Origin of the sequence: Arthrobacter sp. lap29 (assembly GCF_032458965.1) — a bacterium.
Lineage (GTDB): Bacteria > Actinomycetota > Actinomycetes > Actinomycetales > Micrococcaceae > Specibacter > Specibacter psychrochitiniphilus.
Genome location: NZ_JAUCEK010000001.1, coordinates 381,356 through 398,993 on the forward strand (window position 1 = coordinate 381,356; position 17,638 = coordinate 398,993).

Below are 17,638 nucleotides of genomic sequence, written 5' to 3' on the forward strand. Positions count from 1 at the left end.
ATTATTACCAGAATCACAGCGGCCGTGGCAGTAGGTGGTGCGGAACCAGCGGGTAACGTTGGGGCAATGGTGACCACATGAGTGTGAAAAAGCAGCAAAAACTATGGCTTTTTGCGGCGGGCATAATCCTTACGGCGTTGACCCTGCGAGGGGCTGTGACGGTGGTGCCTCCGCTGATCTCAACAATCAACGAGGATTTGCCTCTCAGCGCAGCCACTATTGGCATTTTGGGTATGCTCCCCACGGCTGCTTTTGGCCTCTTTGGCTTCCTGACGCCGTATGTGATCCGCCTGGCATCACTGGAAAAGCTCATTGTGGCCGCCATTTTACTGGGCATCATTGGCCAGCTGGTGCGCGTCATGGTGCCAACCACCCCGCTATTCTTAGTGTTCTCCGTGGTGGCTTTTGGTGGGCTCGGTGCCGGAAATGTGCTGCTGCCACCGCTGGTAAAGAAGCACTTCCCTACGAAGATCGGTCTCATGACGGCCGTCTACGTCACGGCGATTTCCATTGGCACAGCCCTTCCCGCACAGCTCGCCGTGCCCGTGGCGGATGCCACTAATTGGCAGTTTTCCCTATCTTCCTGGGTAGCTCTGAGTACGGTGGCACTGATTCCGTGGTTCGTGGCACTCTTTTCGCCAAAAACTGTGGCGGGATCTGCTGGCGTGGACACAGTGGCCGGGGAACCGGCCGGAGGGGTGCGTGGAGAAACCGGGGCCACCACCAGTGCTGACGCGCTAATAATCCATTCTTCAGCCGTTGCCACGGCGCCACCGCCGAAGATGAACCTGTGGCGTTCTCCCACAGCCTGGGGGTTGACGTTCATGTTTGGTTGCACCTCACTGAATACGTACGCACTCTTTGCCTGGTTGCCGGAAATTCTTACCGAGGCAGGATTGGACCAGGCCCATGCCGGATCCATGTTGGCGCTGTTTGGCGCGCTGGGCCTGCCCCTGAGTTTGGGCATTCCTTTGATTGCGGTAAAACTTCGGAATCCCTTTCCTGCCGTAGTGGTCATGCTGGGCTGTTTTGTTGCCGGCTACTTGGGCTTGTTGCTCTCACCGGCTGATGGCACCTGGCTGTGGGTTTCCTTGACCGGGCTTGGCCCCGGTACGTTCCCGCTGGCCCTATTGTTGATCAACCACCGCACCCGCACTCAGGTGGGTGCTGGTGCGTTGTCAGGATTTGGTCAAGGCATGGGCTACACGCTGGCGTGCACGGGCCCGTTGTTCTTTGGGTTGCTGCGCCAATGGACGGGTTCCTGGACGGCCCCGTTCATGTTCTTGTTTGCCACGTTGTTGTTACTGGGTGCCGGGGCCTGGGTCATTTGCCGCCCGCGGATGCTCGAAGACGATTTTGAGCCAGCCCCCGTCGTGTAAGAAGCGGTGCGTGTAAGAAGCTGTGCCTGTAACTGGCGGTGCACCTAGGCAGATGTAGCGGTGCCGGGGGAGGGATAGCCACATTTTGGGCACTCGGTGCCCGGATTGCAAGAGGGCGCGGCGAGAACCGTACACTTAGCTATGTGACTCCTGAAGAACTTTCTGCCGCCATTGCCACCTGCCTCAAAGATGCCGTCGACGCCGGTGACCTCACCGTTCCCGTCGAGGCGCTGCCCACGGAAGTCCGTGTGGAGCGGCCCAAGAGCCGCGAGCACGGGGACTGGGCCACCAACATTGCGCTCCAGCTGGCCAAGCCGGCCGGTGTGCCGCCACGCAAAATTGCTGAAGTGCTGCAAAACCGCCTGAGCGAAATCCCCGGAGTGTCGAAGGTGGACATTGCCGGCCCCGGTTTCTTGAACATCACCGTTGACGCCGCTGCAGCCGGTGAACTGGCCAAGGCCATTGTTGAAGCGGGTGAAAGCTACGGTACCAACACGGCCATGGCGGGCACCAAGATCAACTTGGAGTTCGTCTCCGCCAACCCCACAGGACCCATTCACTTGGGCGGGACCCGCTGGGCCGCCGTGGGCGATTCCCTGGCCCGTGTGTTCCAGTCCCAGGGTGCAGATGTCACCCGTGAGTACTACTTCAATGACCACGGCAACCAGATTGATAAGTATGCCCGCTCACTGCTGGCCAGCGCCAAGGGCGAGCCCGCACCGGAAGACGGTTACGGCGGAGCGTACATTGATGACATCGCCAACGAGGTGATGGCCAACAACCCCGCCATCCTGGAATCAGAGGATCCGCAGGAAGAGTTCCGCGCCCAGGGCGTGGAGCTCATGTTCGCAGCCATCCGCAAGTCTTTGCACGAGTTCGGTGTGGACTTTGATGTCTACTTCCACGAGAACTCGCTGTTTGAGGACGGCGCAGTAGATAAGCTCCTGGAACAGCTCAAGGGCTCCGGCAACATGTACCTCAAGGACGGCGCCTGGTGGCTGAACTCCACCGATTACGGCGACGATAAGGACCGCGTTGTCATCAAATCTGATGGCAACGCCGCCTACATTGCCGGTGACATTGCCTACTTCAAGAACAAGCGTGACCGCGGCTTTGACCTGTGCATTTACATGCTCGGTGCCGATCACCACGGATATGTGGCCCGGCTCAAGGCCGCAGCTGCAGCCATGGGCGATGACGCTGACCGCGTTGAGGTGCTCATTGGCCAGATGGTGAACCTGGTCCAGGACGGCAAGCCCGTACGCATGTCCAAGCGTGCTGGCACGGTTGTCACCATGGAAGACCTCGTAGAGGTTGTTGGCACCGACGCCGCCCGCTACCAGCTGGCCCGCTTCTCCTCGGACTCCAACATTGACATCGATCTGGATGTGCTGACCAAGAAGTCCAACGAGAACCCCGTGTTCTACGTCCAGTACGCCCATGCACGCACCTGTGCCGTGGCCCGCAACGCAGCAGCAGCCAAGGTTGAGCGCACCGTCTTCGACGCGAGCCTGCTGCGCCACGTCACCGAATCAGAACTCCTGGCGGTCCTGGGCCAGTACCCGGGCGTGCTCGCAGCCGCCGCCGGGTTCCGCGAACCGCACCGGGTGGCACGCCACCTGGAAGTCATCGCTGGCGCCTACCACCGCTGGTACGACGCCTGCCGCGTCACGCCCATGGGCGAGGACGCCGTCACTGACACCAACCGCACCCGCCTCTGGCTCAACGACGCCGTGGGCCAGGTCCTCGCCAACGGCCTTTCCCTGCTGGGCGTAAGCGCTCCGGAAAGGATGTAAGTAATGACTGACACAACACAAGAAATTGCCGGCGCGCAGCTGGCCCCCGAATGGCTGCCCGCCGCCGGGGACCTCAATGAGATGGTGCCTGCCATGTGGGCGCACGACGTCGAACGCGGCCCAAGCGGCGAAGTCACCATTAGCGGCATTGCGGTCAGCGAACTGAAGGCACAGTTTGGCACGCCGCTCTTTGTCATGAGCGAGGACGATTTTCGCGCCCGCGCCCGCACCTTCAAGGATGCCTTCGACGAAGCATTCAAGGACATTTGCGGCGGCGTTGACGTCTACTACGCCGGCAAGGCCTTCCTCTCCACCGAAGTAGCACGCTGGGTGGACTCCGAAGGGCTACGCCTTGACACCTGCTCCGGTGGAGAACTGGCTGTGGCCCAGCGCGCCGGACTGACAGGGGAGAAGCTGGGGCTGCACGGCAACAACAAGTCCGCAGCAGAGATCAACCGCGCCCTGGATATGAAGCTGGGACGGATTGTGGTGGACAGTGTGCATGAGCTGGCACGTGTGGCGGACATCGCCGCCGCCCGCGGAGAAAAGGCCAACGTCATGCTGCGCCTGACCCCGGGCGTCCACGCACACACCCACGAATCCATCGCCACGGCGCACGAGGACCAGAAGTTCGGCCTCTCGATGGTCTCCACGGTGGACGGGGTCTCCGCAAACGGCCATGTCCTCAGCGCCGCGGAGTCAGCTGCAAAGCTTGCCGTGGACTCGGAGAGCATTAACTTCCTAGGCTTCCACGGCCATATCGGCTCGCAGATCTTTGAAGCTGAAGGCTTCGAAATTGCGGCCCGCAAGTTACTGGCCTTCACCCATAAGATCCAGGAAAAGTACTCCATCACACTGCCCGAACTGGACCTGGGCGGCGGCTACGGCATTGCCTACACCGCGGTGGATACCCCGCGCCCGGCTGCCGAGGTCGCCGCGGCAATGGCCGCCGTCGTCCGGGGTACCTGCGCAGAACTGGGGATGGCAGCGCCAAAGATTTCCATTGAGCCAGGACGGGCAATCGTTGGCTCCACCACCTTCACCCTCTACGAGACCGGCACGCTGAAAACCGTGCAGGTTGAGGTGGATGGCGGGGAAGATGTGACGGCCCCGCGCCGTTATGTGTCGGTGGATGGCGGCATGAGCGATAACGCCCGGCCGGTGCTGTATGAGGCCGATTATTCGGCGGTTCTGGCCAGCCGCTCCTCTCACGAGGCTCCCGCATTGTCCCGAGTAGTGGGCAAACATTGCGAGAGTGGTGACATTGTTGTTAGAGATGTATATCTGCCCAATGACGTGGCGGCCGGGGATTTGCTTGCAGTCCCCGGAACGGGCGCGTATTGCTGGGCACTTGCCAGCAATTACAACTACGTGCCCAGACCGCCCGTGGTGGCCGTGAAGAACGGTGCCGCACGCTTGATAGTGCGCGGCGAAACAGAAGACGATTTGCTGGCACGCGATTTAGGGGCCTAGAGACCTTTGACAGAGCGCAACACCGTGGACACTTCCGTGTCTGCAAACACTAAAACCTTGAAAGTGGCGCTGCTTGGCGCCGGAAATGTGGGCTCGCAGGTTGCCCGTATTCTGCTTACGGATGCATCCGCACTGGCCGCCCGCACTGGGGCCCGGCTGGAGCTAGTGGGCATTGCCGTGCGGAACGTTGATGCTCCGCGTGAGGTTGAAATTCCCCGTGAGCTGTTCACCACGGACGCCTCAGCGCTCATCCGCAAGGCGGACATTGTGATTGAGCTGATGGGTGGGCTGGAGCCGGCGCGCACGCTGATCCTCGAAGCAATCGAGCATGGCGCCACCGTGGTCACCGGCAACAAGGCGCTGCTGGCCGTTGACGGACCCACCCTGTACGAGAAGGCCGACGCCGCCGGTGTCCAGCTTTCCTACGAGGCCGCCGTGGCTGGTGCTATCCCGATCCTGCGCCCCATCACGGATTCGCTGGCAGGGGATAAGATCACCCGTGTCATGGGCATTGTCAATGGCACCACAAACTTCATTCTCGATGCCATGGATTCCACGGGCGCAGAATTTGCTGACGCTTTGGCCGAGGCTACCCGCCTGGGCTACGCAGAAGCAGACCCTACTGCCGATGTTGAAGGTCACGATGCCGCCGCCAAGGGTGCCATCCTGGCCTCGCTCGCCTTCCATACGCGTTTCGCGTTGGAGGATGTGCACTGCGAGGGCATCACCGGTGTGAGCGCGGGGGACATTGCCGCGGCCAAGGAAGCCGGCTATGTCATCAAGTTGCTGGCGATCGCCGAGAAAATTTCCGTCCCTACAGGTGGTCAAAATAATGACGATGGCGGCACCTTCACTACGGGTGTGAGCGTGCGGGTCCACCCCACCCTGATTCCGCGTGAGCACCCCCTGGGTGCGGTTCGCGGCGCCTACAACGCTGTGTTTGTCGAGGCCGAATCCGCCGGAGAGCTGATGTTCTACGGCCGTGGTGCCGGCGGTTCCCCCACGGCCTCGGCTGTCATGGGTGATGTTGTCTCAGCAGCGCGGCGCCTAGTATTGGGCGGACCGGGACGCAGTGACTCCACCATTGAGGTGCTGCCGGTGTTGGGCATAGATGCAGTGAAAACCCGGTACTACATCGGTATGGACGCGGCGGATCAGCCCGGAGTCCTATCAAAGATTTCTGCCTTGTTTGCGGAGAACGGGGTCTCCATTGAGACCATGCGCCAAACGGTGCACCGTGAGCGCGACGCCAGTGAGAACGGCAGCGCCGCTTCGGCGGAGCTGCGCATTGTCACACACCGCGCCAGCGAAGCCGCCTTGGCGGCAACTGTTGAGGCCATCAATGGCCTTGACATCATTAATTCAGTTACGAGTGTCTTGAGGGTGGAGGGAGTCTAATGGCTCACCAGTGGCGCGGAGTAGTCCGCGAATATGCAGAACGCCTGCCGGTAACGGCAGAAACTAAGATCATCACCCTGGGTGAAGGCGGCACACCCCTGGTGTACGCGCAGCACCTCTCAGCCTTGACGGGTTCCAATGTGTACCTGAAGGTGGAGGGCATGAACCCTACCGGTTCCTTCAAGGACCGCGGTATGACCATGGCCATGACAGCTGCCGTTGCAGCCGGAGCCAAGGCAGTTGTCTGCGCCTCCACGGGTAACACCTCGGCATCGGCTGCAGCCTATGCCAAGGCTGCCGGATTGACTTGTGCGGTGCTAGTGCCTGAAGGCAAGATCTCCATGGGCAAGCTCAGCCAGGCCGTAGCCCACGGTGCCACCATTTTGCAGGTTGACGGAAACTTTGACAACTGCCTGGACGTAGCCCGCAAGCTTGCAGATTCCTACCCGGTGTTCCTGGTCAACTCGGTCAACCCTGCCCGTATTGAGGGTCAGAAGACTGGTGCCTTCGAGGTTGTTGACGCCTTGGGCGACGCCCCGGATTACCATGTACTGCCCGTAGGCAACGCAGGAAACATCAGCGCTTACTGGCGCGGCTACAAGGAATACTGCGCGCCCTACGAGTCAGCAGAAAATGGCACCCTGCCGGCAGTGTCCACGCACACCCCCATCATGTGGGGCTTCCAGGCAGCCGGGGCAGCCCCGTTTGTGGCAGGCCACCCCATCACCGAGCCGGACACCATTGCCACGGCCATCCGCATTGGCAACCCGGCGTCCTGGGACATGGCAATTGCCGCCCGTGACGAATCCGGTGGCGTCATCGAAGCAGTCACAGATGAAGAGATCCTTGCCGCCCACCGCTGGCTCTCCGCCAAGGAAGGCGTCTTTGTGGAGCCCGGCTCCGCAGCCGGTGTTGCTGGTCTGATCAAGAAGCATGCGGCGGGGGATGTACCCACCGGTAAAACCTTTGTCATCACCGTTACCGGCCACGGCCTGAAGGATCCTGACTGGGCCCTGAAGAACGCTGACGGCAGTTCCGCCGCACCCAAATCCGTGCCCTTTGACGTTGTAACAGTTGCCGGCGCACTGGGACTGACGGACTAGCCGCAATCATGACAGGGTCCACCATGACACCCCCGCTTTCAAAAAACCCGCTTTTGAAAACTCCGCTTTCGAAAACCACCGCCACGGTCCGCGTTCCAGGCACCAGCGCCAACCTCGGCCCCGGCTTTGATTCGTTAGGTTTGGCAGTTTCGCTCTATGACACCTTGAACATCACCACAACTGATGTTCCGGGACTGGAATTTGAGCTCAGCGGGGAAGGGGAGCAAGTTCTCCCTCGGGATGAGAGCCACCTCGTGGTGAAGACCCTTGACATTGCCTGGTCACGCCTTGGATACAGCCGTGTGGGAGTTCGGGTCAGTGCACACAACGTGCTCCCGCACGGCCGTGGCCTGGGCTCCTCGGCTTCGGCAATTGTGGCTGCCATCATGGCCGCCAACGCGCTGGTGGCCCCGGAAGATCAGCAGGACAAGGCGTGGGTTCTCCAGCTCGCCTCAGAGTTGGAAGGCCACCCGGATAACGTAGCACCGGCCATCTTCGGTGCCGTTGCGCTTTCATGGCAGGACGGTGAGGGATACTTCAGCGCCAGGGTCACCCCGTTGGAAGAGGTGGTTCCCGTGGTGGCCATCCCGGATGTGGAGCTCAAAACCGAACGGGCTCGCGGAATGCTTCCTGCCAGCGTCCCGCACGCTGATGCTGCAGCGAACTCCGGGCGGGCGGCGCTGCTTATGCACGCGCTGACCACCGAGCCTTCATTGCTGCTGGCCGGTACCCGTGATTATTTGCACCAGGATTACCGGGCGGAGGCCATGCCAGCTAGTGCCGCGCTCGTCGCCAGTCTGCGGGCCGCAGGCTACGCCGCTTTCATTTCCGGAGCCGGCCCCACCGTCATGGTGCTGGCCAACGGCTCCGAGCAGGCGCACGCCGCAGTGCAAAGCATCATCGAAGCTGGTGCTGTGGCATCAAATGCCAGCCAAGGCGGCGTGTCGTGGCGTGTAGAGCGGCTACAGGTAGACCTTGAAGGTGCTAAAGTGGAAGTGCATCCTTAGCCCACAAACACTTTCCCTGCAATGGCTGTTAGCCAGCTGATGCGGAATTGAACAATGTTTGTTTGGCTGGCGATGCCACTCTTGCGGCCTGCACGTTCTTGAGCGGTGCCCGTTGGAACAATCCATGGCAGCCGCCCGATTGATCCTAAGAATCGCTCCCATTTGAGAAAAGATTCAAAGAGTGAACTACACCATTCCCTGATAGATCCGGTATTTCGGGCACGGGAATGGAACCTCAGAAATTTCCCAATGCAAGCCAGTGCGGCAGCAGCGGGGAGTCTGACACTAATCATCGCGGCCCCAATCATTGGGCCCGCCATCGAGGGGGAAGGATCCTTCGTGACCGAAACTGTAACTTCAGCCGCCGCTCCCAAGGCCGCTGAATCAAACACCACCGCAGCACCTGCCAAGTCCACCGGCCTGGCCGGTCTAAAGCTTGCCCAGCTGCAGGTTCTGGCTGGACAGCTGGGCATCACAGGCGGTTCCCGGATGCGCAAGGGCGATCTTGTTGAAGCCATTTCAGCGCATCAGCGAGGTTCCTCCGTTGCCGACCGTCCTGCCACTGTCAAGGCTGGCACCGCCGCCAAGTCCGGCGCTGAGAACGGCTCCACCGAGAATGCGCCTGCCGCGCAACGTTCCAACACCCGTCGCGGTGCTGGCGCAAAAACTGCCACCGACGGCGCAAGCGAGACTTCCGTAGCCAGTGCACCCGCCGCTAATGCTGCCAGCAACGGCGCCACCGAGACCAGCACCGAAGCAACGGAGCGCCCGGTCCGCGGCCGTGGCCGTAGCCGCCGTGCTGCCAGCAGCGATGGCATCATCACCACTGACACGGGCACCACCTCCAGCGTTGTCACAGTGGAGAGCGCCGCTGCCGAATCCTCCACACAGACTGCTCAGGAAGCGCCCGCCACGGACGCAGGGGAGTCCGAAGGTGATAACCGCCGCTCATCCCGCACCCGCAACCGCCGTGCACAAGGTGGTGGCCGCCAGCATGAAGCCAGCACTGAAGGCGCCGCTACAAGTGAGAACGCAACAGTTGAAGCCCCGGAAGCCTCCGAGGCAGACGCGGCTGGCGGCGAGAGCTCAGAGAACGGCGACCGCAATGGTCGCAACCAGCGCAACAGCAACCAGCGCAACCAGCGCAGTGGCAACGAGCGGACCAGCAATGACCGCGGCAACAGTGCCAACAATGCCCCTGAAGATGAAGACGGAACACGGAACAACCGCAACCGCCGCAACCGCCGCGAGCGCAACTCCAATGAGTCCAGCGACCGCAGCAACAGTAATAACAGCAACAGCAACAGCAACAGCAACAGCAACAGCAACAACAGCAGCAGCGGACGCAATGATCGCAACGATCGCAATGATCGTTTCCGCGACCGTAACGAACGCCGCCGTGGCCGCACCCAGGGTCCGGACTTTGATGACACGGAACTGACAGAAGACGATGTTCTCCTGCCCGTAGCTGGCATCTTGGACATCTTGGAGAACTACGCCTTTGTGCGCACCTCCGGATACTTGCCCGGTTCCAATGACGTCTACGTCTCCTTGTCGCAGGTCAAGAAGTACAACCTGCGCAAGGGTGACGCCGTGGTAGGTGCCATCCGCGCACCCCGCGAAGGCGAAGACCGCAGCAATGCCCAGAGCGCCCGCCAGAAGTTCAACGCCTTGGTGCGCGTCACCAGTGTGAATGGCAAGAACCCGGATGATCTGAAGAACCGTGTTGAGTTCGCCAAGCTTGTACCGCTGTACCCCTCGGAGCGCTTGCGTCTGGAAACTGATCCCAAGGTTATTGGCACCCGTGTCATCGACCTGGTTGCCCCCATTGGTAAGGGCCAGCGTGGCTTGATTGTTTCCCCGCCCAAGGCTGGCAAGACCTTGATCCTGCAGGCCATTGCTAACGCCATCACCATTAACAACCCTGAGGTTCACCTCATGATGGTTCTCGTTGATGAGCGTCCTGAAGAAGTCACCGACATGCAGCGCACCGTCAAGGGTGAGGTCATTGCCTCAACCTTTGACCGTCCCGCCGATGACCACACACAGGTTGCAGAGCTTTCCATTGAACGCGCCAAGCGTCTTGTGGAAATGGGTATGGACGTAGTTGTCCTGTTGGACTCCATGACCCGATTGGGCCGTGCCTACAACAACTCCGCACCCTCCTCCGGACGTATTCTCTCCGGTGGTGTGGACTCCGCAGCCCTGTACCCGCCCAAGCGCTTCTTCGGAGCTGCCCGCAACATTGAAAACGGCGGCTCACTGACCATCCTGGCAACGGCACTGGTGGAAACCGGTTCCAAGGCTGACGAGGTCATCTTCGAGGAGTTCAAGGGCACTGGCAACATGGAACTTCGCCTGTCCCGCCAGCTGGCTGACAAGCGCATTTTCCCGGCCGTTGATGTCAACGCATCGGGTACCCGCCGCGAAGAAAACCTGTTGTCCCCCGAGGAAGTCAAGATCATGTGGCGCCTGCGCCGCGTGCTCTCCGGTCTGGAAATGCAGCAGTCCCTTGAACTGCTGACCTCCAAGATTCGTGAGACAGGCTCCAATGTTGAGTTCCTCATGCAGATCCAGAAGACAACACTGGGCTCCAAGGCTGAACACGACAAGTAGCTAAGCTAACTAAACCGCCTCTATTGTGAAGGGGCCCTGCACACTTCCCGGACGCCCGGAAGCGTGCACCCGGGGCCCCTTCACAACGACGGCGGTTTCGTGCGTTAAACAACCAACGTGTTTCGCTCTGACAAGAGTAATTAGACTTGACCAACGTCGAGAGAGGTTTTTTTAAATGTTTGAATCCATCCACGGTTTGCTTGATGAGCATGCCGAGCTGCAGATGCGCCTCAGCGAGCCTGAAGTACACGCCGATCAGGGATTGGCACGTAAACTGGGCCGCCGCTATGCCGAATTGAGCAACGTGGTTGAGGGCTACCACCAGGTGGAGACTTTGGGCGATGATCTAGAAGCAGCCAAGGAAATGGCCTCCGAGGATGCTGAGTTTGCCGCGGAGGTCCCCGTTCTTGAAGCGGCCTTGGCAGCGGCACAGGAGAAGCTGCGCCGCCTGCTCATCCCGCGCGATCCCGATGACGCCCGCGATGTAATTCTTGAAGTCAAGGCCGGCGAAGGTGGTGACGAGGCTGCCTTGTTCGCGGCTGACTTGGTACGCATGTACACCCGGTACGCGGAAAGCCGTGGGTGGAAGACTGAGGTCATCTCAGCCACCCACTCCGATTTGGGCGGCTACAAGGATATTTCCATTGCTGTTAAGGGACGCTCCAACGATCCCGCCGAGGGTGTTTTTGCCCGGCTGAAGTTTGAAGGCGGCGTGCACCGTGTACAGCGTGTGCCTGCTACGGAATCTCAGGGACGAATTCACACTTCTGCGGCCGGCGTTTTGGTGCTGCCCGAAGTTGACGAGCCTGAGGAAGTAGACATCAGTCAGAACGACCTCAAGATCGACGTTTACCGTTCATCGGGTCCTGGCGGCCAGTCAGTTAACACCACTGACTCCGCCGTTCGCATCACCCACTTGCCCACAGGCATTGTGGTAGCCATGCAGAATGAGAAGTCACAGCTGCAAAACCGTGAAGCAGGCATGCGCGTGCTGCGTGCCCGCATCTTGGCCCACCAGCAGGCCATCATCGACGCCGAAAACTCCGCAGTGCGTAAGTCACAGATCCGCACCATGGACCGTTCCGAGCGTATCCGTACCTACAACTACCCGGAAAACCGGATCGCGGATCACCGTACCGGTTACAAGGCCTACAACCTTGACGCTGTCATGAACGGTGACTTGGAGCCGGTTGTGCAGTCAGCCATCGAGATGGATGAGCAGGCACGATTGGACGCCATTGGTGACTAGTCCCCACTCGCCGGCCGAAGAAATCGCTGGCGCGATTTCCCCGGAACCTGGCGAGCGTGGGCCCACCCACTTGCCGGCCGAAGAAATCGCTGGGGCGATTTCCCCGGAACCTGGCGAGCGTGGGCCCACCCACTTGCCGGCCGAAGAGTTGGCTAGCGCCACCTTACTGGCTGACGCTGTCAAGGACGCAACGGCCGTGTTGGCTGCTGCTGGTGTTCCCACACCGGCTGTGGATGCGCAGCTTTTGGCCGCTCATTTGCTGGGCGTGAGCCGCGGTGAACTCGGCGCCATGCTTTTTGGTACAGCTGTGTCACCTGTTGGCTACGAGGAATTTGTGGCTCGACGTGCAGCGCGGGAACCGTTGCAACACATCACCGGAGTGGCGTTTTTTAGGCACCTGGAATTGGCGGTTGGCAAGGGAGTTTTTGTGCCTCGGCCGGAAACTGAATCTGTAGTTCAGCTAGGGATTGACTTTTTAACTCAGCTGCGCCAGGAACGTGGTGATGCGGCCAAGCTCATTGCCGTGGACCTTGGTACGGGATCCGGAGCAATAGCAGGAGCCATGGCCACTGAAGTGGCGGGCAGCTCCGTATACGCTGTGGAGCTCAGTGACGATGCCTTTGACTGGGCTGCCAAGAACTTAACCGGCACAGGTGTCACTTTGCTGCACGGCGATATGCGCGATGCCTTTGCGGAGCTCAATGGAACTGTGGATGTGGTGGTTTCCAATCCGCCATATATTCCTGCAGCAGCCATCCCGAGGGACCTTGAAGTACGGTTACATGATCCCCACATGGCACTGTACGGCGGGGGAGAAGACGGTATGGAAATGCCCGTCGCGGCGCAGGCCACGGCCGCACGGTTGTTACACCCGGGTGGATTTTTTGTCATGGAACATGCCGAAGTTCAGGCAGCCCAAATGGCAGAACTCTTTAGTGACAGTGGGCACTGGGATGACGTGCGCACGCACATGGATCTGACCGGTAGGGACAGGGCCACCAGCGGCATCCGGCGCTGAGCATTGGAAGTAAACATGGTGATTGAACTGGCGCGTTGCACTCTGTGGACGCCGTGATGAAAGAATGGTCTTGTGAGTACCACTTCCTATAACTGCACCAATGAAGAGCAGCGCGCCGAGGGCCTGGCCCATGCGCAGAAGGCCATTGCGGCCAAGCAGACTGTCGTCATGCCCACAGACACTGTCTATGGGATCGCCGCGGACGCGTTCTCTCCACAAGCCGTAGCCACACTGCTGGCTTCCAAGGGTCGAGGCCGCAGCATGCCGCCGCCGGTTCTCATCCCTCGCATCGGCACCATGGAGGGTCTGGCCGTTGACATCCCTGACGACGCCCGCAAATTGGCCGAAAAGTACTGGCCTGGCCCGCTGACCATCATCTTCCATGCTCAGCCCACCTTGACGTGGGATCTGGGCGAAACCAAGGGTACCGTTGCGCTGCGAGTGCCAGATGATCAGTTGGCCCTGGACCTGCTTACCCTCACGGGACCACTTGCTGTATCCAGTGCCAACAGGACCGGGCAGCCCGCAGCGCAGACCGGATCAGATGCCAGGTCACAGCTCGGGGAATCGGTGGAAGTGTATTTGGAAAGCGGATTCCGTCCGCTGGAAGGTACAGAGCCCATTCCCTCCACGATTGTTGACGCCACCGGGCTGCGTTTGCGTGTGGTGCGTGAAGGCGCGATCTCGTTGGCTGAGATCAAGACAATGATTCCAAGCGCCTTGGGCGCAGACGTGGAACCGGAAATGTGGGTGCCTTCTAACCTGAGTAGCCCCGACGCTGCGGAAGTCTCTGAGGTTGCACAGATTCCTGACGCTGCGGATGCTTCTGATGAGACGGACACTTCTGAAGAGGCGGATGCCGCAGCTGAGGTCACGGACGGCGATCGTGACGCTGTGAAACCGGCGCAGGACGGTCCCTCAGAGGTTTAGGGCCCGGGCGCATTAGTCACGGAAATCTCGGCGGAAGTGGGGAACCGTGGTGTGACCCAACCTAGCGGTAGCACGGTCAACGGCTCGCCCACAGACGTGCGTTGTTCTGGGGAACATCATCACCCTAGAAGACACGGACAAGCGCGTGTGGGTGGCTATCTCTCGAGTGACGATCATGATGAGAATTTCACTGCTGTTTTTATCTGGCGCAGGACTTCCGGACTGAATCTGAGATGCCACCCGGGCGGCACTGCCTGAGGAAGGCGTTGTTGCATCTAGACCGGCTGCCCGCAATGGGGATGCTTGTGGCTCATTCCGCCGGTGGGCATCTAAGGATGTTCACCCAGCCCAACCAACTAGCAGCCTTGATCGCCGCATTTCACGCCGAGGTATCCGGCTATGAATGGGGCGGAGGATAAAAATACTGTGCACCGTACCAAAATTCTGTTGCACAAGGGTCAGTAGATATCCAGGTATGTCCTTCATTCCTTACGTCAAAGGAAACCCACCATGAAGCTCTCTGTTAACGCATTCACCACTCTCGACGGGGTTATGCGAGGCCTTGGGGTGGGTTTCCAGGTGGCCGAATCCAGGGTCACGGGCCCTAGCAGTGCCCCCAGCAGTGCCCCTAGCACGCGTATCTGTCAGCGCAGGCTCAGGCGTGCCTGTTCCAGAACGTGGGCAATAGCCGGGGTAGGGATCAGGCCCGCCGATTCCGCCCAGCCTGGCTCTTGGCCCTGACCGAACCACATGAGTTCCACCCGACGGATGGGTCCGTGGAGCCGTTCGCCTAGCATGCGTGAGATAAAGTAGCCAGTGCTCAGCACGCCGTGGCAGAACCACTGGGGCAGGCGCACGGGTGCCCGCCCGCCGGCAGCCCGCAGTACTTCGCTGACGCTCAACCCCTCCCACGGTTGCAACACCAGTGGTGGGACAGGGCCAGTAAACAGCGCGCTCTGGACCACGAACCACGCCAACGCGTCGATGGAGCTCACGGGGGTGGGGGCGGTCCCGGGCGCCACAACGGAGGCAAGGGCAGAGGAGGCCACCTTGACTAGGGACCGGGTAGTTGGACGGCTGGTCCCCTGCACGGAGGTTGCCCGAATGCTCACAACGTTGCCAGGAGCAAGGCCACCTGTTGAACCAGCTTCAGCGGTGGCGAGCAGTTCCAGAACTTCCTCACCCAACGCCTTGGTGCGGGAATAGGCTGAAAACGGCGCCCTCTGCCCACTTTCATCAATCATGCGGCGGTGTCCCTGGACGGAGGCGCTACTCAGGTGCACAAAACGTCTGACACCGGCCTGCCTCGCTGCCAGTGCAATGACGGCGGGTAGCAAGCCATTGGCACCCATCATTGCGGGGGAGCCGCCCTCTCCGGGTGTGGCTAAGCCGGCAGCATTAATGACAAATTCGGCTCCGGAGAAGGCCTCTGCGAGGGAATCGACAGCGGTGGAGTGGGCCGCCTCGGCAACGAGGGCGGCGGCATTTGATGCGTCCGAGCTGAGCCGGGGTGCTGCCATGGACATGACGTGCTCCCCGCGGCGCAGCAGTTCCGCCACGATGGCGCTGCCCACAAAGCCGCTGCCACCCAGCACTATCCAGCGGGGCAATTTCCTGTGTGGCCCATCCGAGGGTGCACTCATCTTATGGTCACCTTTTTTAGGGCGGGCATGGGCTTAAAATCCGTGGCAGCCAGGATTTGCCGTGACTCCCGCCAGCCCGCAACAAGCCGGCCGCTGCCACGCAACGACTTCTCCACTGCCAGTAAGCGCACTACTTCCTTGGCTGCGGTCAACGCCGTGCCAAGAGCAAAGCCCACGGGATTGAAACGGCCGTGGAGGCGCAGATACTGCCCCAGAAGTCCACGGTTTCGCATGACATAAAACCGGCCCAAGTCCGAGGAATCATTGAGGTGCCGGATCCCCAAATCAATTTGCCGTTGGGCGCGGGCCTTGTGCAGGACAAATTCATTGACGTAGACAACAGGGCGGTCAAGTGAAATGAGCCAACCGTACGTGGTGTCATCCCAAGTCAGAAAGAAGCGCGGATCCGGCAGCCCCACAGCCGCCACTGCATCCTTGTGCAAGAGCATGCCCTCAAAGCAGCCCACATTCGTGGCAAATTCATCTGAGGTGGCAAACACGTCGCCACGCACGGGAAGGGGGAAGCCCAAAAAGGTGCTGAAGTTGTTCTGCCAGTAAAACGGTTCGCCGGCGGCGTCGTAGCGCCGGCCCACCAGGGCGTCATATTTATCCATCCACGGCGCAAAGGCGCCGATGGCCCCGGGAACGCATGTGACGTCGTCGTCCATTAACCAGATCCACTGGGCACCTTGCGCCAACGCCCGCTCCACACCGGCGGAGAAACCGCCGGCCCCACCGGAATTTTCAGCCAGCAGGTGGTGGATCAGCGGAACAGGGAATTGCGCCCGGGCAGTCTCAATAACCGCGGCCGTGGTATCGGTACTGGCGTTGTCCACCACAATGACACCGTCTGGGGCAGGATTCAGTGCGGCCACGGAGTCCAACAGCCCGCCAAGGTAGTCGGCGCGGTTATAGGTGGTGATGACCAGGAAGAACTGCTCGTGCCGGGACAGGCTCAAAACTTTTGGTCCTCAATGGGGCCAAACTTCGCCCCGCGCAGGCCAGCGCCATAGGTGCTGGCCCATTTGGCTAAGCCCTTAACATCACCCTTCTTCAGGAAATACAGTGGATAACCCACCACATCAGCCACGAAGGAACGCACACGGCGGTGCTTGCGTGTGAGGAAACCGCGGTTGCGGTAGTAGTAGAAACGCTTGAACGGGGACTCCGGAACAAGCACATGCAACCTGTCGCCCAGCACCAGTTGAACCTCGCCCCACCCTGCCGGGTGCGTCAGTGCCACGGTGGTGACGGTGCCGAACTTGATCTTGGCAGCGCGCAGGCGCAGCATGAAGTCAATCTCGTCTCCGCGGATGAACAGGCGCAGATCGGGCAGGCCCACCTTGAAGAAAACATCCGTACGGATCAGCGCGCCGTTGAAGAACTGGCCAATGCCCTCAATGAAGCCCAGCGGCTCAACCACCGAACGCTCGTGGGTGAGGTGGCCGTCAATGCGGAACGGGAAGGAAAGCTTGGTTGGTTCACCGGGGGCCACAATCAGCGGCACCACCACTTCCAGATCGCGGGCCTTGGCAGCGGCCAGCAGTGTGGCCAAGCACTCGGGATCTTCCGGGTGAGCGTCGTCGTCCATGATCCAGACCCACTGTGCCCCTGAGGCGATGGCATTCAAGATAGCCAGTGAGAAGCCGCCGGCTCCACCCAAGTTGGCCAAGGAGCGCACATATGTGACCTCGGCCGGGGCCTCGGCGGCAATGTCGCGAACCTCCGCCGTGCCTGAATCAACCAAGGCAATGGCATGCGGGGTGTGGCTTTGCACGGCGAGTGCCCCCAACAGGGTGCGCACGTCCTCGGGCCGGTCAAAGGTGACGGCAGCGACTGCTACGGAATCTGTCAAAGGGGAGTCCTCTCGGCTGGTGCCTGCGGCATTGCGCGGCATCCGGCACGGCTAAACAGTGAGTAATCATCGGAAGGGATTACTATTCATGTGTACCTTCTTACTTTAGTACAGCCACCATCCGGCAGTTTGTTGCGCCGTGGACAGCAGCGCCGCCGCCGGCAACCTTGG

At 60.6% G+C, this 17,638-nt stretch carries 13 protein-coding genes; 10 read left to right on the forward strand and 3 right to left on the reverse strand.

The window, feature by feature from the left end:
- Nucleotides 1–77: 77 nt before the first annotated feature.
- The 10 genes from RY113_RS01710 to RY113_RS01755 all read left to right on the forward strand — a co-directional run bounded on the left by RY113_RS01710 (nt 78) and on the right by RY113_RS01755 (nt 13,969).
- Entirely contained in the window at nt 78–1,379 is a 1,302-nt protein-coding gene (locus RY113_RS01710) for an MFS transporter (RefSeq protein WP_315913093.1), read from the forward strand.
- Nucleotides 1,380–1,522: 143 nt separating this feature from the next.
- Entirely contained in the window at nt 1,523–3,175 is a 1,653-nt protein-coding gene (gene argS, locus RY113_RS01715) for an arginine--tRNA ligase (RefSeq protein ID WP_315913094.1), read from the forward strand.
- A 3-nt stretch (nt 3,176–3,178) separates the two neighbouring features.
- Entirely contained in the window at nt 3,179–4,648 is a 1,470-nt protein-coding gene (gene lysA / locus RY113_RS01720; RefSeq protein WP_110106620.1) for a diaminopimelate decarboxylase, read from the forward strand.
- Between the two features lie 36 nt (nt 4,649–4,684).
- The gene (locus RY113_RS01725; RefSeq protein ID WP_110106729.1) at nt 4,685–6,046 is read left to right on the forward strand and encodes a homoserine dehydrogenase; all 1,362 of its coding nucleotides are present in this window, start codon (nt 4,685–4,687) and stop codon (nt 6,044–6,046) included.
- The gene (thrC, locus tag RY113_RS01730) at nt 6,046–7,149 is read left to right on the forward strand and encodes a threonine synthase (protein ID WP_110106621.1); all 1,104 of its coding nucleotides are present in this window, start codon (nt 6,046–6,048) and stop codon (nt 7,147–7,149) included. Before RY113_RS01725 ends, thrC begins: the two co-directional genes overlap by 1 nt.
- Before the next feature lie 23 nt (nt 7,150–7,172).
- The gene (thrB, locus tag RY113_RS01735; RefSeq protein ID WP_396334183.1) at nt 7,173–8,156 is read left to right on the forward strand and encodes a homoserine kinase; all 984 of its coding nucleotides are present in this window, start codon (nt 7,173–7,175) and stop codon (nt 8,154–8,156) included.
- 339 nt (nt 8,157–8,495) lie between these two features.
- Nucleotides 8,496–10,772 carry a transcription termination factor Rho gene (rho, locus tag RY113_RS01740; RefSeq protein WP_315913096.1) on the forward strand — a complete coding sequence of 759 codons (2,277 nt, stop codon included), beginning with the start codon at nt 8,496–8,498 and terminating at the stop codon, nt 10,770–10,772.
- 175 nt (nt 10,773–10,947) lie between these two features.
- Nucleotides 10,948–12,021, forward strand: a complete 1,074-nt coding sequence (prfA, locus tag RY113_RS01745; protein ID WP_110106624.1) for a peptide chain release factor 1 — start codon at nt 10,948–10,950, stop codon at nt 12,019–12,021.
- A 148-nt stretch (nt 12,022–12,169) separates the two neighbouring features.
- On the forward strand, nt 12,170–13,039 hold the full coding sequence (gene prmC / locus RY113_RS01750) for a peptide chain release factor N(5)-glutamine methyltransferase (protein ID WP_315913352.1): 870 nt from the start codon (nt 12,170–12,172) through the stop codon (nt 13,037–13,039).
- 72 nt (nt 13,040–13,111) lie between these two features.
- Nucleotides 13,112–13,969, forward strand: coding sequence for an L-threonylcarbamoyladenylate synthase (locus RY113_RS01755; protein ID WP_315913097.1), 858 nt, complete (start codon nt 13,112–13,114; stop codon nt 13,967–13,969).
- A 644-nt stretch (nt 13,970–14,613) separates the two neighbouring features.
- On the opposite strand, the gene RY113_RS01760 is transcribed toward RY113_RS01755, so the two are convergent.
- From RY113_RS01760 to RY113_RS01770, 3 genes are read right to left on the reverse strand one after another with little or no spacing between them, the layout of a single operon-like run.
- Nucleotides 14,614–15,612, reverse strand: a complete 999-nt coding sequence (locus RY113_RS01760; RefSeq protein ID WP_315913098.1) for an NAD-dependent epimerase/dehydratase family protein — start codon at nt 15,610–15,612, stop codon at nt 14,614–14,616.
- Nucleotides 15,609–16,571 carry a glycosyltransferase gene (locus RY113_RS01765; protein WP_110106629.1) on the reverse strand — a complete coding sequence of 321 codons (963 nt, stop codon included), beginning with the start codon at nt 16,569–16,571 and terminating at the stop codon, nt 15,609–15,611. Before RY113_RS01765 ends, RY113_RS01760 begins: the two co-directional genes overlap by 4 nt.
- Complete coding sequence (locus RY113_RS01770; RefSeq protein ID WP_315913099.1) at nt 16,568–17,467, reverse strand: glycosyltransferase; 900 nt, start codon at nt 17,465–17,467, stop codon at nt 16,568–16,570. Before RY113_RS01770 ends, RY113_RS01765 begins: the two co-directional genes overlap by 4 nt.
- Between the last annotated feature and the right edge of the window lie 171 nt (nt 17,468–17,638).

Coding starts and splice junctions, on each gene's coding strand:
- RY113_RS01710 (WP_315913093.1), top strand. CDS start 78: ATGAGTGTGAAAAAGCAGCAAAAACTATGGCTTTTTGCGGCGGGCATA.
- lysA (WP_110106620.1), top strand. CDS start 3,179: ATGACTGACACAACACAAGAAATTGCCGGCGCGCAGCTGGCCCCCGAA.
- thrC (WP_110106621.1), top strand. CDS start 6,046: ATGGCTCACCAGTGGCGCGGAGTAGTCCGCGAATATGCAGAACGCCTG.
- thrB (WP_396334183.1), top strand. CDS start 7,173: ATGACACCCCCGCTTTCAAAAAACCCGCTTTTGAAAACTCCGCTTTCG.
- prfA (WP_110106624.1), top strand. CDS start 10,948: ATGTTTGAATCCATCCACGGTTTGCTTGATGAGCATGCCGAGCTGCAG.
- RY113_RS01760 (WP_315913098.1), bottom strand. CDS start 15,612: ATGAGTGCACCCTCGGATGGGCCACACAGGAAATTGCCCCGCTGGATA.